Below are 25,575 nucleotides of genomic sequence, written 5' to 3' on the forward strand. Positions count from 1 at the left end.
TTTTCAATTAATCAAATTTTATATTGATAATTATTGATTATGAGTTCTTTTTTAACGAGAATTAAAGTTATTGCAGATCGAGAAGGACTGAGCGTGACAGCCTTTGAAACTGCCGTTGGAGCTAGTAGAGGAGTATTTACACGTGCCTTAACCAACAATACAGATGTACAGGCGAAATGGTTAGTTAGTATTGTTGAAAAATATCCTGCATATTCTTCCGAATGGTTGTTAAAAGGCGAAGGTGAGATGCTAAAGCCCGTTCTTGCTCAGGAAGAAGAAAAGGAGGGTTATGTGACAAATGAAATTGAGGGCGTTACTAATGCCGTTGTCAACTCCTTAAGACAGGTTATATCGTCACAAAATATCACAATTAAATCTCAGGAGAAGACAATTATTTCGTTGGAGCGATTATTGTCAATTCAAGAGCAAGAAATAAAATCGTTAAGAAATAAATAAACAGCCAACATTTAAAAAAGCTATAAGTGAATGTAAAGGAACGTGTGCTGCTGATCGCTGAAACCAAAGGCATCAGTAAGACCGAATTTTTCAAAGATGTGCAACTTTCCTATGCAAACTTTAAGGGAGGGCAGAAAAATACTGCACTCAGTTCAGATGCTATGGTGGCTATATTGTCCAAACATCCTGACATTAGCCCAGCCTGGTTGCTCATGGGTGAAGGGACTATGATGCGAAAGGATGAGAAGGGGGCGCTCAGTGCTCTACCTGCCGAAACAGCTCATGTCACTGCCGAAGGTCTTGGTATTTATAAACAGCTGGTCAATGCCTTAGAGCAAACGGTCAAGGCACAGGAAAAAACAATCCTCTCATTGGAAGGTCAGGTAAGTTTATTACAGCGCAAATAGCCACATTGCGTAGTTTAGAAACCAAACAATCTCCTGCCCAAAAAAATACCTGATTCCGGTGATTTCATTGGCCTCCTTTTTGTTTTAATTTCGTTATTGCAACGGTGCGTGTTTGACCGGTAGCCAGGAAAAGTTTCTGTTGCATTTATTGATGTCTCGTTCCCTGCTGTTGATCGCAATGGAGCGACCACTGGTCATGTATTCAAAGAATTAATTTTATGCCAAAAAAAGGATTACTCATACTCTGCTTTTTTGTTAGTTGGTTTGTGCATCACGCAGTAGGACAGCCAGCGGGTCAACGGCCACTTTATACCTCAACATGGGGGCACCTTTTCCGTGAAGCAGGAAATAATAAAGACCTCTTGGGAGTTTTTCCAACAGAGGCACCTGTGTATCTGTTGGATTCCACCAACACGCATTACAAAGTGCAGGTGAATAATGGGGATATCGGTTTTATAGACCGTCAGCCTCTGAAAAGTGCCATGGATGGAAAAAGGTCTGCCGGAGAACCACAACAATATTTCTATCGCGGAACCGAAGGCGCTCAATGCCCACATTTCTATGTACAGGTCTCGCAATTGCGCGTGCGTAAGGCACCCAATACCACAAGTACCGCTGTGCGTAGGGCGGGGCTCAATGAAATGGTATGTATCGATTATGTGCCGCTCTACACAGATGGATGGGTCTACATCGGAGACCACTTCCATGAAAATCCGGAGTACATTCAGATGAAATTTTTGGGTGCTGAGTTAAGCTATGACAAGGTCCTTAAAGAATATTTGGCTGTCAAAGGGAAGGACCAGGAGGAAGAACTGATACAGGCAGGCCGTCTACGTGAAATCGGCTGGACGAAGTATTCCAAGTTAAAACAGGCGCTTACCTATTGGAAGGAATCTTACGACAAAGCGGGAAAAGTGGACCCCAAGGTTGATATCGATTTTGAACTGTTAATGGCCGATAAATTTCAACATGAGTTCCAGTCCGAAGTGTACGCAAAGAAACTGAAGGCCTTAAACTTCCATTTCGAATGGAAAGGAGTGTCTTTATTTGATGGTAAAATCACAGATGGACAAATGAAGCAACTGGCGCTGCAGGGGGTTACCGAAATACCCGATATGCCCGAATGTGGCTGGGAGCCGCGGTATTATTATAAAACACCGAATATGATCGTTGCCTTTGAAGAAAATTATAAAGGCAAAGTGGTCGGAACCTTGTATAAGCTATTTTTTAGTGCGGGTGAAGCTATTGTGTTGGGGGACCAGCGGATGGATGCCAATTATGCGGAAAGAGACTTTGTAAACCACTTTGGTGAACTGCTTTCGGCAGACTGGATTTCAACGCCACATACTTTCTATATTCAAAATGGCGATGCAGGATTATTTATTTTCAGATTTGTTGATGGGAAACTCGCCAGCTATGAGTGTATGTATTATTGTTGATATTCGGAAATAGCGTCGGGGTCACGTAAAGACCTCCAAGTGTCTGAAAATGTCCCTCGTTTGTGTCTTTAGTAGGGTTTTTATTAACCATGAGGAACAGGGATGCTCAAAAAAGTAAGGCCCTTTGAAAGGAGATTAAAATTCCGCTTTCAAAGGGCCTTTGTATGTTATTGAAAACTTAAATTACACTATTTGCATTTCAAAGAGTTGGGCAATATGGCCTTTAAGTTTCCCTTTCACGTCTTCCATATCAACTTCTTTGCCAAGCTCCCGTTTTAAAGACGTTACATCCTTATCGTCGATGCCGCAAGGAATGATGTTGCCGAAATAATCAAGATCTGTATTGACATTGAATGCGAAGCCATGCATGGTCACCCAGCGTGAAGCACGCACGCCCATTGCACAGATCTTGCGTGCAGTTGGTTTATCCGGTTCTATCCATACTCCCGTAAACCCGGGATATCTCCCTGCTTCGATACCATAATCCGCACAGGTCAATATGATAGCTTCTTCCAGTGTACGCAGATACAGATGGATATCCGTAAAGAAGTTGTCGAGATCCAGTATCGGATAACCGATAATCTGTCCCGGACCATGATAGGTAATGTCGCCACCACGGTTGATCTTGTAGAATTTGGCCTCTTTCTCTTCCAGTCCTTTCTCATCTAGGAGCAGGTATTCCTCGTGCCCGCTTTTCCCTAAGGTGTAAACATGGGGATGTGCTGTAAAGATCAAGTAATTTGGGGTATTTGCTGCTGTTGCATTGACTCTATTGTCATGTTTGATGTCCAATACGCCCTTAAAGATGGATTCTTGTCTGTCCCAGGCTTCCTGATAATCGACAAGGCCCCAATCTTGAAACTGCACCTCTTTGTTCATTTCGTATTTTATTAAGCTGTGAACAGTATAAGGCCCGTTCACAGCATTGTTTGTCAAAATTAATACAATAAGTTATTGTAAGGGTAGCGTTCATTGTGCATTTTCACAATAATATCGTAAAGTTTTTGTTTGAACTCTTCGATATTCGTTTTATTCGTTGCTGATAGAAAGATTGCTGGATCAGAATTTTTTGCCATCCAGGAATTACGAAAGTCATCCAACGTGACCTCGATTTCCTCACCATCGTGTCCTTCTTCGACGGCCGGTTTATAAAGGTCAATTTTGTTGAACACTGTAATCACCGGTTTGTCAAGTGCTTTAAGATCCTTCAATGTTTCGTTTACCGCCTGGATGTGATCCTCAAAATTCGGATGCGAAATGTCGACCACATGGATCAGGACATCGGCTTCCCGAACTTCATCCAATGTGGATTTGAAACATTCCACCAGGTGGTGTGGTAGTTTGCGGATAAAACCAACGGTATCTGAAAGCAAAAAAGGAAGGTTGTCGATCACAACTTTACGTACCGTCGTATCCAATGTTGCGAAAAGTTTATTCTCGATCAGTACATCAGACTTGGAGATCATATTCATGATCGTCGATTTTCCGACATTGGTGTAACCTACCAAAGCTACACGGATCATCTCGCCACGGTTTTTTCGTTGTGTCTCGTTTTGCTTGTCGATTGCTTTTAGGCGTTCTTTGAACAGGGAAATCTTGTCCAGGATGATCCGTCTATCGGTCTCGATCTGTGACTCACCCGGACCACGCATACCAATACCCCCGCGCTGACGTTCCAAGTGGGTCCACATACGGGTCAGACGTGGTAATAGATATTGCAGCTGTGCCAATTCGACCTGTGTCTTTGCCTGTGCAGTTTTGGCATGTCGGGCAAAGATGTCCAGGATAAGGTTGGAGCGGTCCAATATCTTGCGTTTCAATTCTTTCTCAATATTACGCAGCTGCGAAGGTGAAAGCTCATCGTCGAAAACAACGATGTCAATTTCCTCCGCTTCAACGTATGCTTTTATTTCTTCCAGCTTTCCACTGCCGACAAATGTAGAGCGATCTGGAAAGCCCAGTTTCTGTGTAAACATGCCTTTGGTCTCGCCACCGGCAGTCTGTACCAAAAATTCAAGTTCCTCCAAATATTCCTTTGCTTTTGTCTCCGTCACACTTGGCGTGATCACACTCACCAAGACGGCTGTTTCGGGTTTTATTGCTGTATCGTGTATTTTAATTCTGGCCATTTTGTACTATTAAGTCTTTCAAGTGAAGTAGGGAGGTCATTAAGCTTTGCAATGTATGCTATTGCCTACCTATTGTTATACGTTCACTTTTTAAATTATTTTCAATGAGCTTGTAAGCCCGGTTTTTGTTTGAAAAGGTAAATTTAAGAATTTATGCGTTTGTAAACCACACAAGACTGATGCCGATTATGACATAATTCTCCATTAACCAATAAATTTCCTGTGATTTGCTTACCAGGGCAACTCAAAATATGTAAGCGTTCGGTCGCCATCTTTTGCCTAGTAAAAGAAGGGATATTTTTCTATATCATGTTCATAATGATGCAAAAGTAAATAAATTTGGTTTTATATACAAAAAAGATAAATTGTCTTCAAGAACTAATAAAAACAATTCGTATCCTATTTATGTTGACGAGTGGCCTTTAGATCCCAATGCGCTCTATTTATTCACTTAAACACGTTATCGATTTATTTGCTGGCCCCGCTTTTTATTTCGAAAATGACATGCGATTAAGAAATCTTGTCCCAGGCAATGCCATCTGATTTTCTGGCGAGGAAGCTTCGCAGCAACTGATTCTTTTCGCTTTGTAGCGTTGGGTCTTCTTTGAAGATAGCAATGACCGTGTTGCGGCATTCTGTAAGCAATGCCTGATCTGTCGCCAGATTCGCCATCTTGAGGTCAAGTACACCCGATTGTTGCGTGCCGGAGATGTCGCCCGGGCCACGTAACTGTAGATCGACTTCTGCAATTTCAAATCCGTCATTGGTACGCACCATGGTATCCAGCCTTAATCGTCCTTCTTTGCTCAGCTTATTGCCCGACATCAGAATACAGAAAGACTGTTCAGCACCACGGCCTACACGGCCACGTAATTGATGCAGCTGGGATAGTCCAAATCGTTCGGAATTTTCAATGACCATCACCGATGCATTGGGAACATTAACGCCCACCTCGATAACGGTAGTGGCAACCATAATCTGTGTTTCGTGTTTGACAAAGCGCTGCATCTCAAAGTCCTTGTCCTTTACAGGCATCTTGCCATGAACAATACTGATCTTGTATTGTGGTAATGGAAATTCACGTTGTAAGTTCTCCAAACCTGCTTCAAGGTAGATCAGGTCCAGTTTTTCGCTTTCCTTGATGAGGGGATATACCACATAGACCTGTCTTCCCTTGGCGATCTCCTCACGCATAAAACCAAACATCCGTAAACGGGAGCTTTCAAAAAAGTGAACAGTCTTAATCGGTTTACGCCCAGCAGGTAATTCGTCAATTACAGAGATGTCCAAGTCGCCATACATGGTCATGGCCAATGTGCGTGGAATTGGTGTCGCTGTCATGACCAACATATGCGGTGGAATGACATTCTTGCGCCAGAGTTTGGCCCGTTGTTCCACGCCAAAGCGGTGTTGTTCGTCAATAACAACGAAGCCCAGGTTCTTGAACTGTACCTTATCCTCGATCAGGGCGTGGGTGCCAATTAAAATATCTAAGCTGCCATCTTCCAGTGCCTGGTGGATCAAACGGCGTTCCTTTGTGCTTGTGGATCCTGTAAGTATCTTGATATTGACGATGTCATCGCCCACGAGCTGCTTTAGTCCATGATAATGCTGTGTCGCCAGGATTTCTGTAGGAGCCATCATACAGGCCTGAAATCCATTGTCGACAGCAAGCAGCATGCTCATGAGGGCAACAACTGTTTTCCCGGAACCTACATCGCCCTGTACCAGGCGGTTCATCTGCGCACCTGTATTGGTATCCATGCGGATTTCCTTCACAACGCGCTTTTGCGCTCCTGTCAAAGGAAATGGAAGGCGCTCGTTAAAGAACGTGTTGAATTTTTCACCGACTTTATTGAACCGCTGGCCTCTGAATTTCTGTGTGTTGAGCTGCTTGTTGTTGAGCAGCTTCAGCTGAATAAAAAATAGCTCTTCAAATTTGATGCGTTTGATGGCCTGGTTCAGCTCCTTTTGATCGCTTGGAAAGTGAATGGATGCAAAAGCCTGTTGCCTGGAAATAAGGCGATGTTTAGTGAGCACATCCTCGGGAAGCGATTCGTCAATACTGCGGAATACGGTTTCCAAAGCAGTCTCTTGTAAGCGTTGGATTCCCTTGGTATCCAGATTGAACTTTTTGAGTTTTTCTGTCGATGAATAAACCGGCTGTAAACTCATATTGCCGATCTGTTTTACCTGCGGGTTATACAGATCCATTTCGGGATGGGTAATGGATAGCTGGCCATTGAATTCGCTCGGCTTGCCATAAATAATATAGGCGGATCCGACTTTCAATGATTTTTGAAGCCAGGGGATGGACTGAAACCAGACCAGTTCCATGGAGCCGGTCTCATCTTTGAATGAGCCAACAAGACGTTTCGTTCTCTTTTCGCCTACGAGCTGTAAAGAAACCAGACGGCCCAGCACCTGTGCAGCCATCATATCGGGATGAAGTTTCCGGATTTTATGAAACTCCGTACGGTCGATATAACGGAAAGGATACTGTGTCAATAGATCACCAATCGTAAATACCTGTAGCTCTTTTTTGAGTACATCTGCTTTTTGTGGACCTACACCTTTGAGGTATTCTATCGGGGTAATTAAACGTAATTCAGCCATTCTTCTTGATGGCTAAATTACGAAAAATTTATGCGTTTATGGAGCTGTTTCTTAGGCTCGAGTAACTATTTTGAAGCGGATTCTTCATATTTAATGTCCGCTTTTCCTTCTTTACAGATCACGCCCAATGGTTTGCGATAAGATATACAATTTATTTTGGGCGCCATCATTGGTTGGTATATTTCCATTAGTCGGTTGTTGTCATTGATCATGTTTTGCAAGGTTGTTTTGTCTACCGATTTATGATAGGGGAGGTAACTTGTTCCACATACTGTCCGTATTTCTATCATTTCCCATTCTGTGGCATCAGAACATGCTTTAGGGCTCGCAAAGGCAATGATTTTACTGTATTTTTCATCGGATAGGGATTCGAGTTCCTTTTCTGTTTTGTCCTTGTAGGGATTTTCTAAATGTGATTCTGATTTACAAACAACAAATAGCATGCAACATGCCAGGAGGGTGATAAAACCCAGGATTGAGAGATTTTTCATAATATTCTTCTTGGTTTTTTTAATTGAACGGGTAATTCTTTATCTCTGCTACAGGAACTTTCTATTAAGTTTTTGTTAAGAGAAATTTGATTTTGAAATCTTTTGTGGTTGATTTCTGTTGTATTGTAGGTTTAAAACAACATTATTTAGTTGACTTTGTAATATAGTTACAACAATCTGGAAATTTTGATTAACTTTCAAGACATCATAAAAAAGGGGCAATCCAGTTATGGATTACCCCTTTTTGAGATTTATCTCGGCTAATCTCTTGATTAGAAATTACCCTTATTTACATCCCACCAAAGTCTGGTACCGCCGTTGTCAGGTCCGCCCAACAAGGAGATTGCAGATTGTACTTCAGCTGCATTTGTATTGTATTCATTTTGTGGGAACGGTAAACGACGGATCTGTATTTTAGTGTCGATCAGTCCACCGCTATTGTTGACCACAACAGGGAATAGACGCGGATATCCTGTACGGCGGAATTCACTCCAGGCCTCTTGTCCTTCAGGGAAGATCGCCAACCATTTTTGCGTAATGATACGTTCCAATTTTTCTTCGTTGGTAGCGCCCTCATTCCATTTGATGGTCAGTGCGCTAGGTGAAGCTGCGTTATTCTTCGCGTTGAAAGGATCCTCGTAAGCCGCTGCCTTACTTGTATTATCATTGAGATAAGTGCTTAACCCAGCTGATACACCCCATTGTGTAAAGGACGTTTCCACTCCTTTTTCATAAAGTGATTGCGCTGTTCCCCCAGCATTGTTCCAACCTCTCAATGCTGCTTCGGCACGGAGGAAGTAAACCTCAGCAGCAGTCATTAATATCGGTGCTGTAGTCGCTACGAAAGTTGGCGTTGTACCTTCAGTATTCAATGCCGATAGCTTTTGGTATTTATCCTTTTCGATGCCGTCTGCTCCTGCACGGATTCCGATATATTTTCCCGCGAAAGCTGTTGTTGTTGCGTCTTTAATGACGGGAGACATATACTTAGAGATACGAGGGTCGTTCAATCCGGTCATATAAGACGAAAGTGTCGCATTGATACGCGTGTCAGCCCAGTTTTTGGAAATAAACCAGAGTGGGTTGCTGTAGGTTCCGTCTGCTGGTACAGTGATCTTGAAGTTTTCGCTATTACTTTCCAATACACCGCCATTTGCTGGATCCAATGCTTTTTCAGCTTGTGTTTTTGCTAAAGTTGCATCGATTTTAACCAAACGCATCGCTAAACGAAGACGTAACGAATTGGCGATTTTTAGCCAATTTTTAAATCTGACCTGATTATCGGTATTCGGAAATACCAAATCGATCTGGTCTATTTTAGCAGCCATTGGGCTATCCGCTTTGTATGATTTTAATGCTGTTACAGCCTCATCGAGCTCTTTGAAGAAAGCAGCATATACATCGGATTGTTTGTCGTATGGAACAGTATTGGAGGTGCCTACTTTACTATAGGGGATAGGACCATAGATATCTGTCACTCGGCTGGCAGCTTCTACTTTGATCACCAAAGCCGAACCCCATAATGCAGGGTAAGTCTCTGCAAGTCCATTGCTTTTTAGCTTTTCAATAGATTTAATAACATTCAAATAGAGTACTTTAAATGGTTCTCCATTCCATCCATTTACCATGGCGTAATTCAGGTTGTTCTGCCCGCTATTAAACGGAGTAGGAGACATGAAGAAACCTGAAAATACATCCGCATTTAGATTCTGTTGTACCTGATAGGAATTGGGATCGCCCGCGCCCGAGAAATTGTAAATAGACATCTGTGCATTTCGCAAGAAAATGACAAGATCTTGGCCATCACCTTTTAAATCCTCATCCGTAACGCCAATGTTATTTTTGTTATAGTCCTCAAAATTCTTGGTACAACTACTTAAGGTGCCGCCAAGCATTAAAAAAGCGAGTGAGAACTTGGATATGTTTTTTATTTTAAATTTCATCTTTTAATCGTTTGTATTTTAAGACTATATAAAATATCCTCGTCATTTTTACCGATATATGTGTTTTTTAACGAGGGATATTTCATTGTTGGTCGTTTAGAAAGTCGCATTTAGTGTAAGACCATAATTACGTGTTGCCGGCATCATAAAGATATCCACCCCACTTAAGGAATTACCTGTAGACATCGTTACTTCAGGATCGAATGGAGCCTTTTTCGAAATATAGAATAGGTTTCTTCCTACAGCATTTACGCGAAGTTTTTTGAAGAAACTGTCTTTAATATTGAAGTCATAACCGAAAGTCAATTCACGCAACCGCACAACCGTTCCGTCGTAAATATATTGGCTGCTAACCGGACCCATACCAGCCGTGGAAGTGTACCATTTTTCGGCGTCCACTGTTGTTACGGCTTTACCGCTTGGTGTAACCCCATTGATGCTAACACCGCCATTGGCACGGGCGTCGCCACTCGCTTTCGAGACACCGTAACCGTCAAGCAACGCTTGCGTCACGGACATCACTTCGTAGTCAAATTTACCATCGATCAGGAAGCTTAAGTTGAAATTTTTATAATTGAAACTGTTGTTCCAGCCCATTTGCCAAATTGGGTTTGAATTCCCAAGTTTGGTATAGGTGTTGCTTTTCTGCGGAATACCGTCCTCGGAAATAAGAATCCTTCCTTGGTCGTCACGTATAAAATCTTGACCATAGATGTCTCCGAAAGAACCACCTACTTGCAATTTAGATGCAAAATTATTACGTCCCTCACCTGTTAGGGTAAATTCAGAAATACCGTCAGCAAGTTTTACAATTTTGTTTTTATTATACGTAAAGTTGAGGCTGGTTGTCCATTTAAAATTGTCATTTCTGATCGCATCCAATGATACCAATGCTTCTACCCCTTGATTTTGAATGTCGCCGGCATTAACTGCATACATGTTGTTGAGGGATGCATTTCCAGCTGCAATTTTGAAAAACTGATTGGTAGTGTTTGTTTTGTAATAAGTAACATCCACATTCAAACGGTTATTCCACATGCGCCATTCCGTACCGATCTCCAAGGAAGCCGTTTTTTCTGGTTTTAATTCCTTCAAAAAGGCAATATCATTCACGGTTAGTACCGCATATGGGTCTACCCGGTTGGTAAGCAAGGTAGTGTAAGGAGGAAGATCATTTCCGACTTTTGCGTATGAACCCCGAATTTTGGCCATATTCACAAATTCAGGTAGATTAAGCTTGTCGTTCAAGACGATGCCCAAACCGACCGATGGATAAGCGTATGGGTTTTGTGGTGTATAGGCCAATGTGCTCGACCAATCCCAACGTGAAGTCAGATCCAAATAAATCCAGTTGTCATAGGCTAAGTTAGCCGATGCAAATACCGATTGCAATTGTCTTCGGTTTGCAGACAATGTCGAAGTGACCGGAGTTGTCGTATTTTGGATAAAGAACTGATTGGGAACTTTGAGTCCATCTTTGCCGCTGGTAAAATCTGTACCTTCTGTTTTCCAGTCGGTGATACTCGTTCCAACCAATCCTGTAATTTGTAATTTATCGCCAATATTAAAGTTCATGTTGGCCGTTAAATCACCGTATTGTTGGGTGATCGTGGTATTGGTATAGCTATAAGCTCCATTTTCACGCGCTAAAATGTGCTGTGTGCCGGCATAAGCTTTCCGGTCCCATACTTCGCTGGTACGGTCTACACTACCGCGGGCCTGCACGCTGATCCAAGGTGCAATTTTGTATTTCGCACTACCATTCAAGAGCAAACGATTACGTGTTGAACGTGTTGAATTACGGTTCATAATCCACCAAGGATTTTGTTGGGTGGTTTCGTCGTCCGAAAGTGTAAACCAGTTTTGATCATAAAGATTACGGCCTGTGTTGAACGTTTCGAAATTTTTATAATCCGCAATATTTAAGCTGCGAGGTAATAGGTAGGTTCCAACCAATGGATTATAATAGAAACCTGAAGTAGGTGCATTATCTAATTTTTGCGTAATGTAATTGGCACTTCCTTCAACGGTCAGCTTATTATCAAAGAATGAAGCGCTCTCTTTAAGATTGAAGTTGTGACGCATCAGGTCATTTTCTGGAAGAATACCTTTTGCAAGGGTATTGGCATAAGAAAAATACGTTTGGTTTTTCTCGTTACCACCTGACAAGGTCAATGAATTGGTGAAGTTGCTACCCGTACGGAAAAATTCACCTAAGTTATCATAGTCGGCACCATTAGTTTTGTCGCCCCAGCTAAATACACTGGTGTTACTGTTTTTGCCACCCGAACCTTGACCATATTGGCTTTGGAATTTCGGTGTCGATACAGCTTGTTCGATCTGTGCACTTGATGAGAAATTGATCGTTGTGCGGCCTTGCTTGCCTGATTTTGTTGTGACCAAGATAACGCCGTTGGCAGCTTGGCTACCATATAATGCCGCTGCAGATGCTCCTTTTAATACGGAGATGTTTTCGATATCTTCTGGATTGATCAATGAAATAGGGTCGCCACCATCACGCTGTCCACCGAAGACGTTGTCTGGCTGGCTGGCCAATGTCTGGTTGTTGATTGGAACCCCATCAACAACGTAAAGTACCTGGTTGTTGCCGGAGGCCGATTTGTTACCACGCAAAATAACTTTTGCTGAACCACCTGGTCCAGAAGAGCTAGAAGCGATGTTAACACCCGCGACTTTACCATTTAAATTATTGGCCAAGTTGGTGCTTTTAACTTTGTTTAGTTCGTCACCACTCACCTGTTGTGTAGAGTATGTTAATGATTTCTGTGCACGGCTAATACCCAAAGCGGTGACGACCACACTTTCCAGTTGCTGTGTCTGTTCATCGAGACTTACAGTTACTGTCGTTTCTCCAGGTCCTAATGTGACTGTCTTATTTTCATAACCGACAGTACTGATATTTAATACACGGTTTTTGTCGTCGACATTGATCTGGAATGCACCTTTAACATCCGTTGAACTTGCGTTGGAAGTGCCCAATACTTTGATTGTGGCACCTGGAATAGGAGCTTTAGTTTTAGCGTCTACAACCGTTCCCTTAATCTGGTTGGTTTGCGCGTGCAATAAAGATGCTGAAAAAAGCATTGTTGGAACAATACCTAACACCCTTAATGTAGAGTATAATTTGTTATTCATATAGTATATGTGTTATATTCAGTTTTTTATATACATATTTTCATAACGGTGAAATTTCTAATGAAATGGGCTAATTCCATTTAGCATTTTTGGTTAGAAGAGGGGGATATTGAATAATCGGGGGGCGAAATAAGTGATTATTTATAATAGTATAAGCTATTCAATACCTAGTTATAGGAAGAAAGAGCGGTGTGATTTCCCTTAATAAAAATCTAATTTACTATAGTTGAGCAAAAATCAAAAATTTTATGAAACAAAAATGATACATGTCGGAAGGTTTTTTGGTGTAATTTGCTTGTAGTCACTGAAATGTGCGGTTTGTCATTTTTTTGAACAGCGATAGTGATTTTGTATTTCACGATAAGAAAGATGTGCCCTATGTGATTTCAGACCATGTACTTGACTAAAAAGCTATTGCCGGATATGCGTTGATCTATCGTTTAGCATGTACCCTTGATATGGAAAAAGCCTCTTTGATGTTTTTGATATTAAATAAGATAATTGCGAGGAGTATAATTCCATATGCAACATACTTAATTGGTGAAACAGGTTCTTGAAAATAAGTTACTGCTAAAGTAAATGCGATCAGTGGGTTAATATAGAGGAGAACACCGGTTGTTGTCGATGAAATACCAATGAGTGCATACATGCTCAGGAAAAGGGGGATGATCGTGAATAAAGACGCGATAAGAAATATTGTGCCCCAAAACAGAGGTTCAGCAGGGATTGCATGATGATTATAGATCAGTTTAGGGATTACAAACAAGGCACATATACTGAGCTGGACGACCAATTGGTGGAGTTTGTCAAACCCGGTGGAAACCCATTGCACAATTAGATAGAAAGCGTAACAGGTGGCAATGGTAGCCGCCCAGAGGACATCGTTTAACGAGCCATTAGCCAGCAGGCAGACGCTGCCGAAAGCAATAAAAAGCGCTATTTTTTGCCAAAGGGTCAATTGTTCCCTGAGTATGATATAGGCTCCAGCTGCGGTGATGAGTGGGCAGGTCAGGTAAGCCAATGCGGCAGACTGGATGCTGATATGGTTGACGGCATAGATATAGGTAAACCAATTTCCAAAGATTAATCCCGAGGCCAGCAGGGTTAGGCAGATCTGACGAAGCTTGCCCGTCCGAGGTAGGAGCCGGAACTTATGGATATCAGCAGTCATGGTTTTTCTGCGGAAAAGCAAAAGATAAATCCAGAGTACCAGGAGCGCAGTGATTATTCTAAAATACAGAATATCTTCGGCAGGATAATCCCTTATCCACCGTACGGGGATAGACATAAATCCCCAGATGAAAGGGGCCAAAAAAGCCGCGAAAAGATATTTTCCGCGGCTTGCTGTTTCGTTGCTGTTTTCCACGGACTAATCTTTCCAGGCAATGACCGAAATCTCGACATTTACATTCTTGGGAAGGGTTTTTACCGCAACACACTCACGTGCTGGTTGCGCTTCTTTAAAATATTCTGCATAGACTTTATTGACTAAGACAAAATTACCCATATCGCTCAGAAAAATGGAGGCCTTGACAACATCCTCAAAAGTATAGCCAGCATTTGTCAGAATAGCTTCTATATTTTTCAGTACCTGATGTGTTTCGTCTTTTACACCTGATGAAATTAACTCCATTGATTCTGGGATCAGAGGAATTTGTCCAGAGACGTATAATGTATTACCGGCTTTGATTGCCTGGTTATAGGGGCCAATTGCTGCAGGAGCGTTGTCGGTATTTAAGATTTCTTTTTTTGACATGGATTACAGTGTTTAGGAGGTAAAACATATTTTGTAGATCAGGCCCAATAAAAAGACAATAATGGCCGTTGCATTAATGATATGCATCGCTTTTATGCTTCCATTTGTCGGGCGATCTGCGTTACGCTTTCTAAAAAAGTACATGGAACTAAGTTACAACAGTAAATTAGAAAGTTAAAATGAAAAGATTAAAAACTTTGAAAGGTTTTCTGTTGAGCTGTGAAACAAAATCTTGTACAAATGGCTGAGATTTTTTGAATATTAGTAAATTGGTGAACGAAATTGAAATTTTATGAATAAGGTAGCATTAATTGGGGGTAAAATATATTCAGGTGACGCGATTTTTGAGCAAAAGGCATTACTGACCAGCGAAGGTAAGATTGATGGGATCGTCCATGATCATGAAATACCTTCAGATTATGAGAGTTATCCAGTGAATGGAGCCAATATCTGCGCTGGGCTGATCGATCTTCAATTGTATGGTGACGGCTCGGACCTTTATTCGGCAGAGCGAAGTGTAGCCTCTCTGGAGCGTATCACCGAAGGTTTGGTCCGTAAAGGGACAACCTCCTTTATGATGACTTTAGCGACCAATACTATCTCTGTATTTAAGGATGCCATTCGGGTAGCAGAAGGTTTCCAGCACGATGCATTTTTAGGTCTGCACCTGGAAGGTCCTTTCCTGAATCCGAAAAAAAGAGGGGCTCATCCGGCGGATTTAATTGTTAGGCCCACGAAGGAAAAAATTGACGATCTTTTGGCAGGGAATCAGGTTGTCAAGATGATGACGATAGCACCCGAATGTATAGCGGACGATGTGCTACAGCACTTACAGGGCTACAATTTGCTGCTCAGTGCTGGGCATAGTGATGCAACTTTCGAAGAGGGTACCCGTGGTTACGATCTGGGAATCCCCACGAGTACGCACCTGTTTAATGCAATGTCGCCTTTACACCATCGCGAGGTAGGACTTGTTGGCGCAATTTTTAATCATCCGACAGCGCAGGCGAGTATTATTGTCGATGGGCATCATGTAAGCTTTGAAGCCGTGAAAATTGCAAAACGTCAGATGGGAGACCGCCTGTTTATGATTACAGATGCTGTGGCCGCTTGTGATAAAGATATTTATCATCATGTTTTGAACGACGGTTATTATGCGCTGCCTGACGGTACCATTTCAGGGGCCGCAATCTCGTTGCTTGAGGGGGTAAAAAATGCTGTTCAAAAGGTTGGCATACCACTCGATGAAGCGATCCGAATGGCTACGCTGTATCCGGCAAACCTTTTAAAGAGAGTGGATATTGGAAACCTTAATAAGGGAAGCATGGCGAATGTCATAGTCTTTAACGACGACTTTAAGTTGGAGCAGGTAATCTTCAAAGGTGAGTTAAAGTTCTGATCCTATTTCCGACAAGATCGGTCGTTTGACCCAGATTGACTAATATTATATGTATCTTCGTTAGTTATTTTGAAAAAACACTATTCTATAGATTGATGAAACGTTCCCTATTATTTTTAGCGACGGCTCTTTTTGTTTTGTCTTCTTGTTCATCCAAGAAAAATAAAAAGCAGGAGCCTGTCAATACCACAACTACAAATGTCGAAATTGTAAAAAAAGATCCGCCCTCGATACCCAAGCGAGAACGGGTAAAGAATACAGTTGAAACGAAAGCGCAGCCTGTTGCTGAAAAAAAGAAGGAAATTGTCGTCGATCTTCCCAAGTTACCACGTGAATTTCGGGCGGCCTGGGTTGCTTCTGTTGCCAATATCAATTGGCCTAGCAAGAACAATCTGAGTACAGCTGAACAGCAACAGGAAGCAATTGGTATTTTGGATTTTTTGAAAAACAATAATTTTAATGCGGTGATTTTCCAGGTGCGTCCCTCGGCGGATGCATTTTATAAAAGTGATCTTGAGCCTTGGTCGTACTTTTTGACCGGTACAGAAGGGCAAGCTCCTTCTCCTTACTACGATCCACTCGATTTTTGGGTCGAACAGGCGCATAAAAGAGGAATCGAGCTGCATGTTTGGTTGAACCCTTATCGTGCGCATCATACCGCTGGCGGTGCTGTTACATCAGCTTCCATGGCGCGCAAAATGCCCGAATCGGTTGTCAAATTGAAACAAGGGTATTATTGGTTTGATCCATCCAAACAATCGACACAGGATCATGCCGCACGTGTGGTTATGGATATTGTCAAACGTTACGATATCGATGGCGTACATTTTGATGATTATTTCTACCCTTATGCTGAATATAATGGCGGACAGGATTTTCCAGACTCAGATAGTTACAATGAATACAAACGCAATGGAGGGGATCTATCACGCGGAGACTTCCGTAGAAATAGCGTAAATACCTTTATCGAACGTATTTATAAGGATATTAAGAAAGAGAAGAATTTTGTAAAATTCGGTATTAGTCCATTTGGTATCTGGAAACCGGGTTATCCGTCAGGTATCCAAGGCTCCAGCCAGTATGATATGCTTTATGCGGATGCTAAATTATGGTTGAATAAAGGCTGGATTGATTATTTTGCCCCACAGCTATATTGGCCTATACAGCCAGCTAAACAGAGTTATACGGCGCTGTTAAAATGGTGGGAAAGTGAAAACACCTTGGGACGCCACCTTTGGCCGGGCATCAATACGGTAGGCAGACGTGGTCCGGAGTATGTTCAGGAAATTGTCAATCAAGTTGAGGCAGCAAGGACACTATTGCCGGATAACCGGGAAGGTGTTATCCACTGGAGCCTGGCTGGGTTGACTAAAAATCCGGCTATGACACAAGCTTTGGTTAATGGCCCTTATCAGGTTAAAGCATTGGTGCCTACTAGCCCATGGTTGAGTGCTAATCCCTTATTGAAACCGACTTTGCTGGTCACTCCACAAGGCGGTCATGTCTTTGTGAAATGGCAACATCAGCAAATTGATCAGGTCGCAAAATGGGTATTGTATCTCAATTACGGTGGTGTATGGCAATATGAGATTTTGGAGCCTGGAGTCACAAGTAAGGATATTCCAACGACATTGAACAACAAAAAATTGGAGTATGTTGCCGTTAAAGCTGTTGACCGTTTGAGTAACGAGGGGCCTTATGCTTCTGAAAAGATAAAATAGTTGGCGATTGCCTAGGCACCGCAAGAGAAAGGGATATCTGTATGTTGGATATCCCTTTTTTTAAGAATGTATTTGTCTTTATTGGTTGGAAAGAATTTTTAAGCAGCCTTTATAACTATTGTTGTTTGCTATTTCATGAAGGATTTGTTTTGAATTGTAATCTATCCAAGGTAAATTTATAGGTATGGAAGAAATCTATAAAACGGTAAGCGAATCGGTGATTCGGATGTCACAGCTGATGTTGCCATCCAATGCAAATTTTGGAGGCAAAATACACGGAGGTTATATTTTATCTTTGATGGATCAGATTGCATTTGCTGTAGCATCCAAATTCTCTGCACATTATTGTGTGACTGCTTCAGTAGGTAAGGTGGATTTTTTGAAACCTGTTGAGGTGGGGGAGTTAGTTACATTAATTGCTTCTGTGAATTATGTAGGCAACTCTTCCATGGAAGTCGGTATTCGGGTAGAGGCCATGAATATTCAGACGGGCGAAACCAAGCATTGCAATTCCTCCTATTTTACGATGGTGGCCAAAGATGAAACTGGCAGGCCTACCCGTGTGCCAAGGTTAATATTGGAGACCGAAAAAGATGTGTTTCGTTTCTACCGCTGTGTGGTGAAGATGGAAGTTGACAAAGAAAGAGATCGTGCTATTCATGATCTGGAGACAGATTCTGCTGAACAGCAGGCCTATATCAAGCAGCATTTTGATGTGAAGATCAGTCTGAGCTCCTAGGCCTTCTTTCCTTTCTTACCATTCAAATGTCCCTAGATATTTACTGTCTGTGCATTCATCGCTTCCGTCTGTTTTGTAGAAAAATACATAGACATGATAGTTGCCGACGGTTTGCTGTCGGGATAGGATAGCTGTCTGTGTTTTATGCGTAAGAGGATTCATGCTTTCATTTGTGAAAGCGCACTCATCGGGATTGTATAGCAGCAAACGGCAATTACTCGAGCTGATGTTATGTTGTGATGCAGTATCTGCATCATATTCCCAGGTGAGTGTAAATGTTCCTGTCTCTTCATCTACCTGAAATGTATGGGTGGAAATGGGATTGGGGATTCCTTTACTCACGCGAAAGTTTTCAAAATTGATGACATAGCCAGTTGCCGTTTTTTCTACGGCATTATTGAGGTTGTAAGACATCGCATTGCCATATGCTTTCTTCTCGGGGTTATAATTTTTAAATCCGACCCGTATTAAATCTAGCATTGGGGAAATAAATTTTTGGATGAGGGAGAAACGCGACCTTGATTGAATTTGATCTGCAGAAGGTTTTTTTCTGCTTTTCTTAGGTAAGCCCCTTGCATAGGTTGTATTTCCATTGGTAACAAATACTACTGATCCTGCTTTGCCCGAAAGCGTGCCATTGGCACCGTTTTTAATGACTGCCATAATATTAAGTTAATTGCGATTGATTTTTCTTTAAGTTACAAAATAAATAGGTATTGATCAATAGTAGATTCAACCTTTTTTCGGATTTACAACGAATCTTGATCGGAATTTAGTCGGACTTTATTCGGTTCCAACCGAAGAAGCACCGAAGGAGCACCGAACAAGTACCGAAGAAGCACCGAGTAATCTCCGAATACAATAGCTAATAATTAGTCTAAAATGGCGGTGTAAATCGAACATTCCTTTGCATAAGCACGCTGTTATGTGTTGGATGCTGCATGCTATTGGTGGTTTTGTTGTGCTAATGTTTGTTTTCTGCTATCAAATTCGGTGAAAAGGTCTTGCTAAATGCTTTTATAAGATGTTTTGGTTCTTATTTTGCTGTGCTGTGCGTTTTTGTATCTGTTTTTATAGGGATTAATGGTTTTTTTGCTGTCAGATTGTGCGTTAATGTGTTTATTGTTATTTCTTTTTCAAATAATTACGCATAAGCTTGCAAAAATAGGAAGCTTTTCATACTATTGTGTAGTAATTGATATAAACTTAGGGTTGGAACCGCCCGTTATGGAAAATTATTAACAACTAACTAAAAACCATGAATAAAAAAATTCTCTTATTCTGTTCAGGGGTGATGCTGTCAACCAGTTTATGGGCACAGACCAAAACTGTAACGGGTAAAGTGACGAATGCTTCTGATGGTGGTACAATGCCTAATGTAACCGTAAGCATCAAAGGTAAATCTGTCAGTACACAAACTAAGCCTGATGGAAGTTTCACCATCAATGCGGAGCCAGGCGATATTTTGATTTTCAGAGCCGTGGGTTCTCAGGAAAGACAACAACTGGTTGGGACAAATGCAACGATCAATGTTACGCTTTCTGGCAGTGAGGAGGCCCTTGAAGAGGTGGTTGTGACGGCCATGGGAATTAAGAAGGAAAAAAAGGCGCTTGGCTATGCTGTTCAGGACATAAAATCGGATGAGTTGATGAAGAATAAGACGGCAAACGTGGTCAATTCATTGGCAGGGAAGATTGCAGGGGTTAATGTAACACAGGCTTCGGGTTCTGCCGGTGCCGGAGCGCAGATTATTCTTCGCGGCGGAACTTCTCTTGAGCGCGACAACCAGCCCTTGTTTGTTGTAGACGGTGTGATCTACGATAACTCTACGGTTATTGGAGGAAATAGCGCCTTCGATGGCGCTCAAGCAACAGCAACCTCTAACAGTAACCGGGTGATGGATATTAATCCCGAAGATATCGACAATGTGTCGGTGTTGAAAGGTCCGGCTGCGGCAGCCTTATACGGGTCAAGAGCTGCTGCGGGAGCTATTATCATTACGACGAAAAAGGGACAAGAAGGGCGTACGGAGATTGGTTTTTCAAGTAGATTTTCAAATAATTGGGTGAATCGCTTGCCAGAGCAGCAAGGAAAATACAAACGTGGCTATTATAACAGTGCGGGTGTACTGGATGATTATACCACGCAATCCTGGGGCGAAAAATTTGGAAGTAATGATGTTGTTTATAACAACGTGAAAGATTTCTTCCAGCATTCGACGGTATTTGACAATACCGTTAATTTATCCGGCGGAAATAAAAATGGATCATTCTATTTGTCTGGTTCCCGCTTTGATCAAAAGGGTATCGTACCTAATACAAGCTTTGATAAAACCACGTTCCGCTTTAATGGGGATCAAAAATTTGGTAAACTGACGGTGGGCGCTAATGTGGGGTATTCGCTGGCAAATACAGATAAAACACTAACTTCTGCGGGGCTATGGGGATCAGGTGGTACAGGAGCGATGGAGTCCCTGTACAGCTGGTCAAGAAGTGATAATATGAAGAAATACCTCAACGATGACGGGTCGAAGTATCGGATGTTTGAAGGCCGCCAGCCGCTAGAATCTGATGTGGAAAATCCATACTGGACAATCAATAAAAATATTTTGGGCGATAACACTGAGCGTATTACAGGTAGTATCAATGCAAGTATGCCCATCTTCGATTGGTGGAGCCTGACCTATCGTGTCGGGATGGATAGTTATCTGACTAAAAACTCAACTATTATCGGTGAAGGTGGTGCAATTAAGAAACCTTGGCAAAAAGGTATGATGTCGGAAAGTGATTTCAAATACAACTATTGGTCTTCCAACATCATGTCCAATTTCAATAAAAAGGTAGGTGATTTTGATTTAGGCGCTTTGGTGGGATTTTTCTCGGAACAAACCAAGACGACAACAAACCGCCGTATGGGCTATCATTTTGAGGTAGATAATTTTTACAGCTTCGAAAATATAGCTGCAGCGAATAAACAGTTCGCAGTAAACAATACAAAAAAACGTCTTTTTGGTTTGTACGGTGAGTTAAGAGCTTCGTATAAAAATATGTTGTTTTTGAATGTTACGGGAAGAAATGACTGGACCTCAACGTTACCAGTAGACAATAGGTCTTATTTTTATCCTTCTGTTGGTGGTAGCTTTGTGTTTACCGAACTCATGAAAGACAGTCGCCCAGACTGGTTGGATTTTGGAAAGCTGAGAGCTTCCTGGGCGCGCGTGGGTAAGGACGCAAATCCGTATGTAACCAATACCTACCTTTGGAAGCCTGTTGAATATTTAGGTGGAATTGTAGGCGCGGGAAATAACTGGCAGAAAGGTAATCCGTTTTTGAAACCTGAAACAACAGGTTCGTTTGAAGTCGGTGCTGAATTGCGCTTTTTTAAGGGGCGATTGGGCGTGGATTATGCCTACTATACCAATAATTCCTATAACCAGATTCTGTCTCCACGTTTAGGACAATCGACAGGATATATTTTCATCTCAGTCAACGGTGGCGATATCTACAATAAAGGGATGGAGTTGTCCTTAACTGGTAAGCCGATTGTGAAAAACGACTTTGTTTGGGAATCTACGTTAAACATGTCCAGAAACAAAGGGACAGTAGATAACTTGCTCGCAGGGGTCAATATTTTGTATGTCACAGACGTGCAGGTAGGGAATGCGAAAGCTGCATCCTTTAACGGAGGAAACTTTATGGGGATCTCAGGTTCGCAATGGACCCGTACACCTGATGGAAAAGTTGTTTTGGACGCTAATACGGGTATGCCAACAAGTGACAACCAGACGACATATAATATCGGAAACCGTGAGCCTAAGCTGACAGGTGGATTCAATAACAGCTTGACTTATAAAAATTTTAATCTGTCCTTCCTGTTTGATTTCCGTATAGGTGGCGATATCTATAACGGTACAGATTATGCGATGACGATTAATGGAATGAGCAAGCGAACCGAAGATCGTGATCAGCTGATTTTGGACGGAGCCATCCGTAACGGCGGAACAAACGACGCTCCGGTGTACGAAAACAAAACATTCACTTTCTTGGCCGACCAGATGTACACGATTAAAGGTGTGTCAACAAGCGGACGGAAGATTATCCAAGATTATTGGAGTGATTTCTACGCCCGTGAAAGTGCGAACTTTATGGTGAAAACAAACTGGTTGCGCTTGCGGAATATCTCGATGTCCTACAACTTTTCGGACGGTGTCCTGAAGAATGCCGGTGTTTCCAAAGTGGTAAAAGGTCTTACAGCTACTTTGACTGGTACTAATCTTTGGTTGTTGACCAACTACAAAGGGCTTGATCCGGAGGCCTCCGCTGCCGGATCTGGTGTAACGGGATCTAGTTCGGTAGGTATTGATTACAACGGTGTGCCAAGTACAGCCGGTGTTATGTTTGGTTTAAATTTTAGATTTTAAGATAGAAAAGTCATGAATAAATATAAGAGAATAGTCTCATTTCTGTTGGTTCTAACTTTATTTTCGTCCTGTAGTAAGAATTGGTTGGATATCAATATAGACCCGAATACGCCATCCAGCACCGTGGCTTCGGTCCAGAGTCGTTTGGCTTGGATACAGCATTATTATATGTATGCACAAGGGACAGCGGGGACACGGGCGGGGTTTGTGACACAGCAACTGACATTTGTCAACGGTACTGCATCAAACAGTATGATTGCTGGCTGGAACCCTGCGGCAGGTATGTCGACCACACCTTATCAGTTTTTCTTTGTCGGTGCAGGGGCAAATTTTAAGGATATGGAAGATAAGGCTACGGCCGATAAGGCTTACCATTATCTTGGTGCATTGCATGCTATCCGTGCCATGGGTTTTATGCTAATGATGGATTGGTATGGTGAGATGCCTTACACGGAGGCCTTGGGTACCATCATAACGCCAAAATTTGATGGTGGAAAAGTGATTTTCGAAGGTTGTCTTGCTGATATTGATAAGGCAATTGAATACTTTAATATGACACAGCCTGGCACTGCTGCTCCCTTGTCGGCCGGCGACAGCTGGAATGGTGGCGATGTAAGTAAGTGGCTGAAGATGTGTTATGGCTTAAAAGCGCGATGGTTGAATAACCTATCGAAAAAGAGCGCTTTGTACAAACCGGATGATGTATTGGCGGCGTTAAATAAGGCTGCCACTTCGGTGGGAGAAAGCACAGTGATAGCCCATATGGATGATGCGACTGATAATATCGGGGATATCCTATTTGCAGATCCTGTAAAAACCTCTATCGTTTTTAATAATGCGGGTATGAATACCAATACTTTGGTTACGAAATGGTATGAGAATTTATTAACCAATTTTGACAATAAAGGCATAGAGGATCCGCGGGCAGACAAATTATTACCTTGGGCAGAATACGGCTATCCCAAAAAGATGATACGGTCAAAGGGAGTAGATATGCAGTCTACTATCCGCATGAACTCCGGGCCGATAGCATCCTCTTATAATGATAAAGATGTGGCTATTCAGAGTAATGGCCGTACGGTAAACCCACACTCCTGGTATATTAACAGTGCCAATACAGCACGTTGGGGGGATACCGTTTATGTATCCATTAAAAGTAGTTCCAAGGGATATGACAGCGATGTGTCGGATACCTATAGATGGAAAGATGGTACCGTGGCTGCTTCAGGTACATTTTATTCGCGTCCCGATGCGCCTACCCATTTGGTTGCATACCCCGAAATGTGCTTTATTAAAGCTGAGGTCTTATTTAATAAGGGAGATAAAGCAGGTGCCTTCAATGCCTATAAAGAGGGAATTAAAGCACATATTGACTTAATGAATATAAAGCTGGGTTCTTATGCAGACGCCAGTCCGAGCAAATCGCCAATGACCCAGGCTAAGATCGATAATTTTCTGAACAATGGCATTGGTACGGCGGGAGATATTACATTGGCTAAAATTATGACGCAAAAATTTATCGCACTTTCGTTTTCACAGCAAAACTGGAATGATATGCGTCGCTATGATTTTAGCAGTTCAGTCTATCCCGGTTGGTCAGTTCCCTATGAGTACACGGTGACCGCAGCAGCACAAACTAAAATACCGCAAGGAAAGCAGTTCAGAAGAGTACGTCAGGTTTCACATGAGATCAACTACAATTCCGATAATTTAAAAGCATCTCATCCGAATGCGTTAAATGACGATATCTGGTCATTCCCGGTTTGGTGGGATACCAAAGAATAATTTTAAATTTGAAAGCCGCAACTGCGGCTTTCTTTATCTAGTTTGTTTTTGTTATGAAATATTGTATTAATTTCCTTCTTCTTTTTATATCATTTGTGCTTTTTGCACAATCACCCAAAATTATTCAAAAACCGATTACCTGGGATAAGGACCGTATTCAACTTTCATTGGAGTACCTCAAAAATCGGCACGGTCTATCGCAGTCGACTCCGGTTATCCATCCCAAAATGGTGGTAGTGCATTGGACCGCGAATAACAGCGTGAAAGCGACCTTTAATACATTCAATCCTACGCGGCTTCCGGGGCGTCCGGAACTGACCAAGGCCAGTGCCTTGAATGTATCTTCGCAATTTGTCATCGATCGTGACGGTACGATTTATCAGTTTTTACCAGATTCTATTTTTGCACGGCATACCATAGGTCTCAATTATTGTGCAATAGGGATAGAAAATATAGGTAGTCGCCAGAACCCACTGACTGATGCACAATTGAAAGCGAACGAAGAGCTTATCCGTTACCTCAGTAAAAAATATCCCATCGAATTTGTTTTAGGTCACCATGAGTACCAACGTTTTAAGAAAACAAGCTGGTGGAAAGAAACTGATCCCAATTACATCACGGGTAAAGATGATCCGGGAGATAAATTTATGCATGAGCTAAGAAAGCATCTTGTCGATCTGAAATTGAATCCCCTACCTTAAATCATGCATAATCGAAGAATTTCGTTCTGCAGGTAAATTGCGTTTTCCTACAGGAATAAGTAATAAGTGTGCAATTGGTGATCGTTTTGCAATATATTTTGCTGGTTTGCTGTATTTTGCTGCATTGTTAATAAAATGTTAATTGTATTTGATTTGTTACGTGAGCGTGTGCTCTGCACACTTACTTATTTTTCTTTTTAATCGTCTGATTTATTGTAATCGACTGTATTTCAATTTATTGTAATGTATTTTTGCTTTCAGTCTCAACTAATATATTGCGGTTTAATTCCTGCTACAGAAGTAATTTGTAAGTGAATACTTACTTTCTTTTGCGTTTTTATGTTGCTTTAAGTTTTAAAAACGAAAAGTTCTACTTACTTTTATTCTGATTTTCAATTATTCGTGCATAAAACTGCA

Annotated in this window: 19 protein-coding genes; 9 read left to right on the forward strand and 10 right to left on the reverse strand. The window is 41.9% G+C overall.

Going from position 1 to position 25,575, the window contains the following annotated elements:
- Positions 1–39: 39 nt before the first annotated feature.
- The 3 genes from B3E92_RS15175 to B3E92_RS15185 all read left to right on the forward strand — a co-directional run bounded on the left by B3E92_RS15175 (position 40) and on the right by B3E92_RS15185 (position 2,302).
- Positions 40–456 (forward strand): hypothetical protein, encoded by a 417-nt coding sequence (locus B3E92_RS15175; RefSeq protein ID WP_070561335.1) that lies wholly within the window; start codon positions 40–42, stop codon positions 454–456.
- A gap of 26 nt (positions 457–482) precedes the next feature.
- Positions 483–863 carry a hypothetical protein gene (locus B3E92_RS15180; protein ID WP_070561333.1) on the forward strand — a complete coding sequence of 127 codons (381 nt, stop codon included), beginning with the start codon at positions 483–485 and terminating at the stop codon, positions 861–863.
- A 218-nt stretch (positions 864–1,081) separates the two neighbouring features.
- Entirely contained in the window at positions 1,082–2,302 is a 1,221-nt protein-coding gene (locus B3E92_RS15185) for a hypothetical protein (protein WP_204990869.1), read from the forward strand.
- A 183-nt stretch (positions 2,303–2,485) separates the two neighbouring features.
- Here B3E92_RS15185 and lipB read toward each other — a convergent pair whose 3' ends face one another.
- The 9 genes from lipB to B3E92_RS24275 all read right to left on the reverse strand — a co-directional run bounded on the left by lipB (position 2,486) and on the right by B3E92_RS24275 (position 14,537).
- A complete protein-coding gene (gene lipB, locus B3E92_RS15190) occupies positions 2,486–3,181 on the reverse strand; it encodes a lipoyl(octanoyl) transferase LipB (protein WP_286897476.1) in 696 nt (231 codons plus the stop codon).
- Positions 3,182–3,240: 59 nt separating this feature from the next.
- Complete coding sequence (hflX, locus tag B3E92_RS15195) at positions 3,241–4,431, reverse strand: GTPase HflX (RefSeq protein WP_286779058.1); 1,191 nt, start codon at positions 4,429–4,431, stop codon at positions 3,241–3,243.
- A 510-nt stretch (positions 4,432–4,941) separates the two neighbouring features.
- Entirely contained in the window at positions 4,942–7,047 is a 2,106-nt protein-coding gene (gene recG, locus B3E92_RS15200; protein ID WP_201640024.1) for an ATP-dependent DNA helicase RecG, read from the reverse strand.
- A 65-nt stretch (positions 7,048–7,112) separates the two neighbouring features.
- Positions 7,113–7,538, reverse strand: coding sequence for a hypothetical protein (locus B3E92_RS15205; RefSeq protein ID WP_070561326.1), 426 nt, complete (start codon positions 7,536–7,538; stop codon positions 7,113–7,115).
- 272 nt (positions 7,539–7,810) lie between these two features.
- Positions 7,811–9,481, reverse strand: coding sequence for a RagB/SusD family nutrient uptake outer membrane protein (locus B3E92_RS15210; RefSeq protein ID WP_286897477.1), 1,671 nt, complete (start codon positions 9,479–9,481; stop codon positions 7,811–7,813).
- Between the two features lie 96 nt (positions 9,482–9,577).
- The gene (locus tag B3E92_RS15215) at positions 9,578–12,637 is read right to left on the reverse strand and encodes a SusC/RagA family TonB-linked outer membrane protein (protein ID WP_286897478.1); all 3,060 of its coding nucleotides are present in this window, start codon (positions 12,635–12,637) and stop codon (positions 9,578–9,580) included.
- A gap of 433 nt (positions 12,638–13,070) precedes the next feature.
- Positions 13,071–14,003 carry an EamA family transporter gene (locus tag B3E92_RS15220; protein WP_070561320.1) on the reverse strand — a complete coding sequence of 311 codons (933 nt, stop codon included), beginning with the start codon at positions 14,001–14,003 and terminating at the stop codon, positions 13,071–13,073.
- A 3-nt stretch (positions 14,004–14,006) separates the two neighbouring features.
- Positions 14,007–14,393 carry a RidA family protein gene (locus B3E92_RS15225; protein WP_286897479.1) on the reverse strand — a complete coding sequence of 129 codons (387 nt, stop codon included), beginning with the start codon at positions 14,391–14,393 and terminating at the stop codon, positions 14,007–14,009.
- A 12-nt stretch (positions 14,394–14,405) separates the two neighbouring features.
- Complete coding sequence (locus B3E92_RS24275) at positions 14,406–14,537, reverse strand: DUF6728 family protein (protein ID WP_313372293.1); 132 nt, start codon at positions 14,535–14,537, stop codon at positions 14,406–14,408.
- A 148-nt stretch (positions 14,538–14,685) separates the two neighbouring features.
- Between B3E92_RS24275 and nagA the strand changes: the two genes are divergently transcribed.
- The 3 genes from nagA (at position 14,686) to B3E92_RS15240 (ending at position 18,252) form a co-directional block, all read left to right on the forward strand.
- Positions 14,686–15,792, forward strand: a complete 1,107-nt coding sequence (nagA, locus tag B3E92_RS15230; RefSeq protein WP_070561317.1) for an N-acetylglucosamine-6-phosphate deacetylase — start codon at positions 14,686–14,688, stop codon at positions 15,790–15,792.
- 95 nt (positions 15,793–15,887) lie between these two features.
- Complete coding sequence (locus tag B3E92_RS15235; protein ID WP_070561315.1) at positions 15,888–17,513, forward strand: glycoside hydrolase family 10 protein; 1,626 nt, start codon at positions 15,888–15,890, stop codon at positions 17,511–17,513.
- A 184-nt stretch (positions 17,514–17,697) separates the two neighbouring features.
- The gene (locus tag B3E92_RS15240) at positions 17,698–18,252 is read left to right on the forward strand and encodes an acyl-CoA thioesterase (RefSeq protein ID WP_112375049.1); all 555 of its coding nucleotides are present in this window, start codon (positions 17,698–17,700) and stop codon (positions 18,250–18,252) included.
- A gap of 15 nt (positions 18,253–18,267) precedes the next feature.
- Here B3E92_RS15240 and B3E92_RS15245 read toward each other — a convergent pair whose 3' ends face one another.
- On the reverse strand, positions 18,268–18,915 hold the full coding sequence (locus tag B3E92_RS15245; protein WP_046672666.1) for a DUF6266 family protein: 648 nt from the start codon (positions 18,913–18,915) through the stop codon (positions 18,268–18,270).
- A gap of 595 nt (positions 18,916–19,510) precedes the next feature.
- Between B3E92_RS15245 and B3E92_RS15250 the strand changes: the two genes are divergently transcribed.
- The 3 genes from B3E92_RS15250 to B3E92_RS15260 are packed head-to-tail and all read left to right on the forward strand — an operon-like array spanning position 19,511 to position 25,158.
- Entirely contained in the window at positions 19,511–22,672 is a 3,162-nt protein-coding gene (locus B3E92_RS15250; RefSeq protein WP_286710256.1) for a SusC/RagA family TonB-linked outer membrane protein, read from the forward strand.
- Between the two features lie 12 nt (positions 22,673–22,684).
- Positions 22,685–24,457 (forward strand): SusD/RagB family nutrient-binding outer membrane lipoprotein, encoded by a 1,773-nt coding sequence (locus tag B3E92_RS15255; RefSeq protein WP_286897480.1) that lies wholly within the window; start codon positions 22,685–22,687, stop codon positions 24,455–24,457.
- A 53-nt stretch (positions 24,458–24,510) separates the two neighbouring features.
- Complete coding sequence (locus B3E92_RS15260; protein ID WP_286897481.1) at positions 24,511–25,158, forward strand: N-acetylmuramoyl-L-alanine amidase; 648 nt, start codon at positions 24,511–24,513, stop codon at positions 25,156–25,158.
- The last annotated feature ends 417 nt before the right edge of the window (positions 25,159–25,575 follow it).

It is taken from the genome of Sphingobacterium sp. UBA6317 (assembly GCF_002440385.1).
GTDB lineage: Bacteria > Bacteroidota > Bacteroidia > Sphingobacteriales > Sphingobacteriaceae > Sphingobacterium > Sphingobacterium multivorum.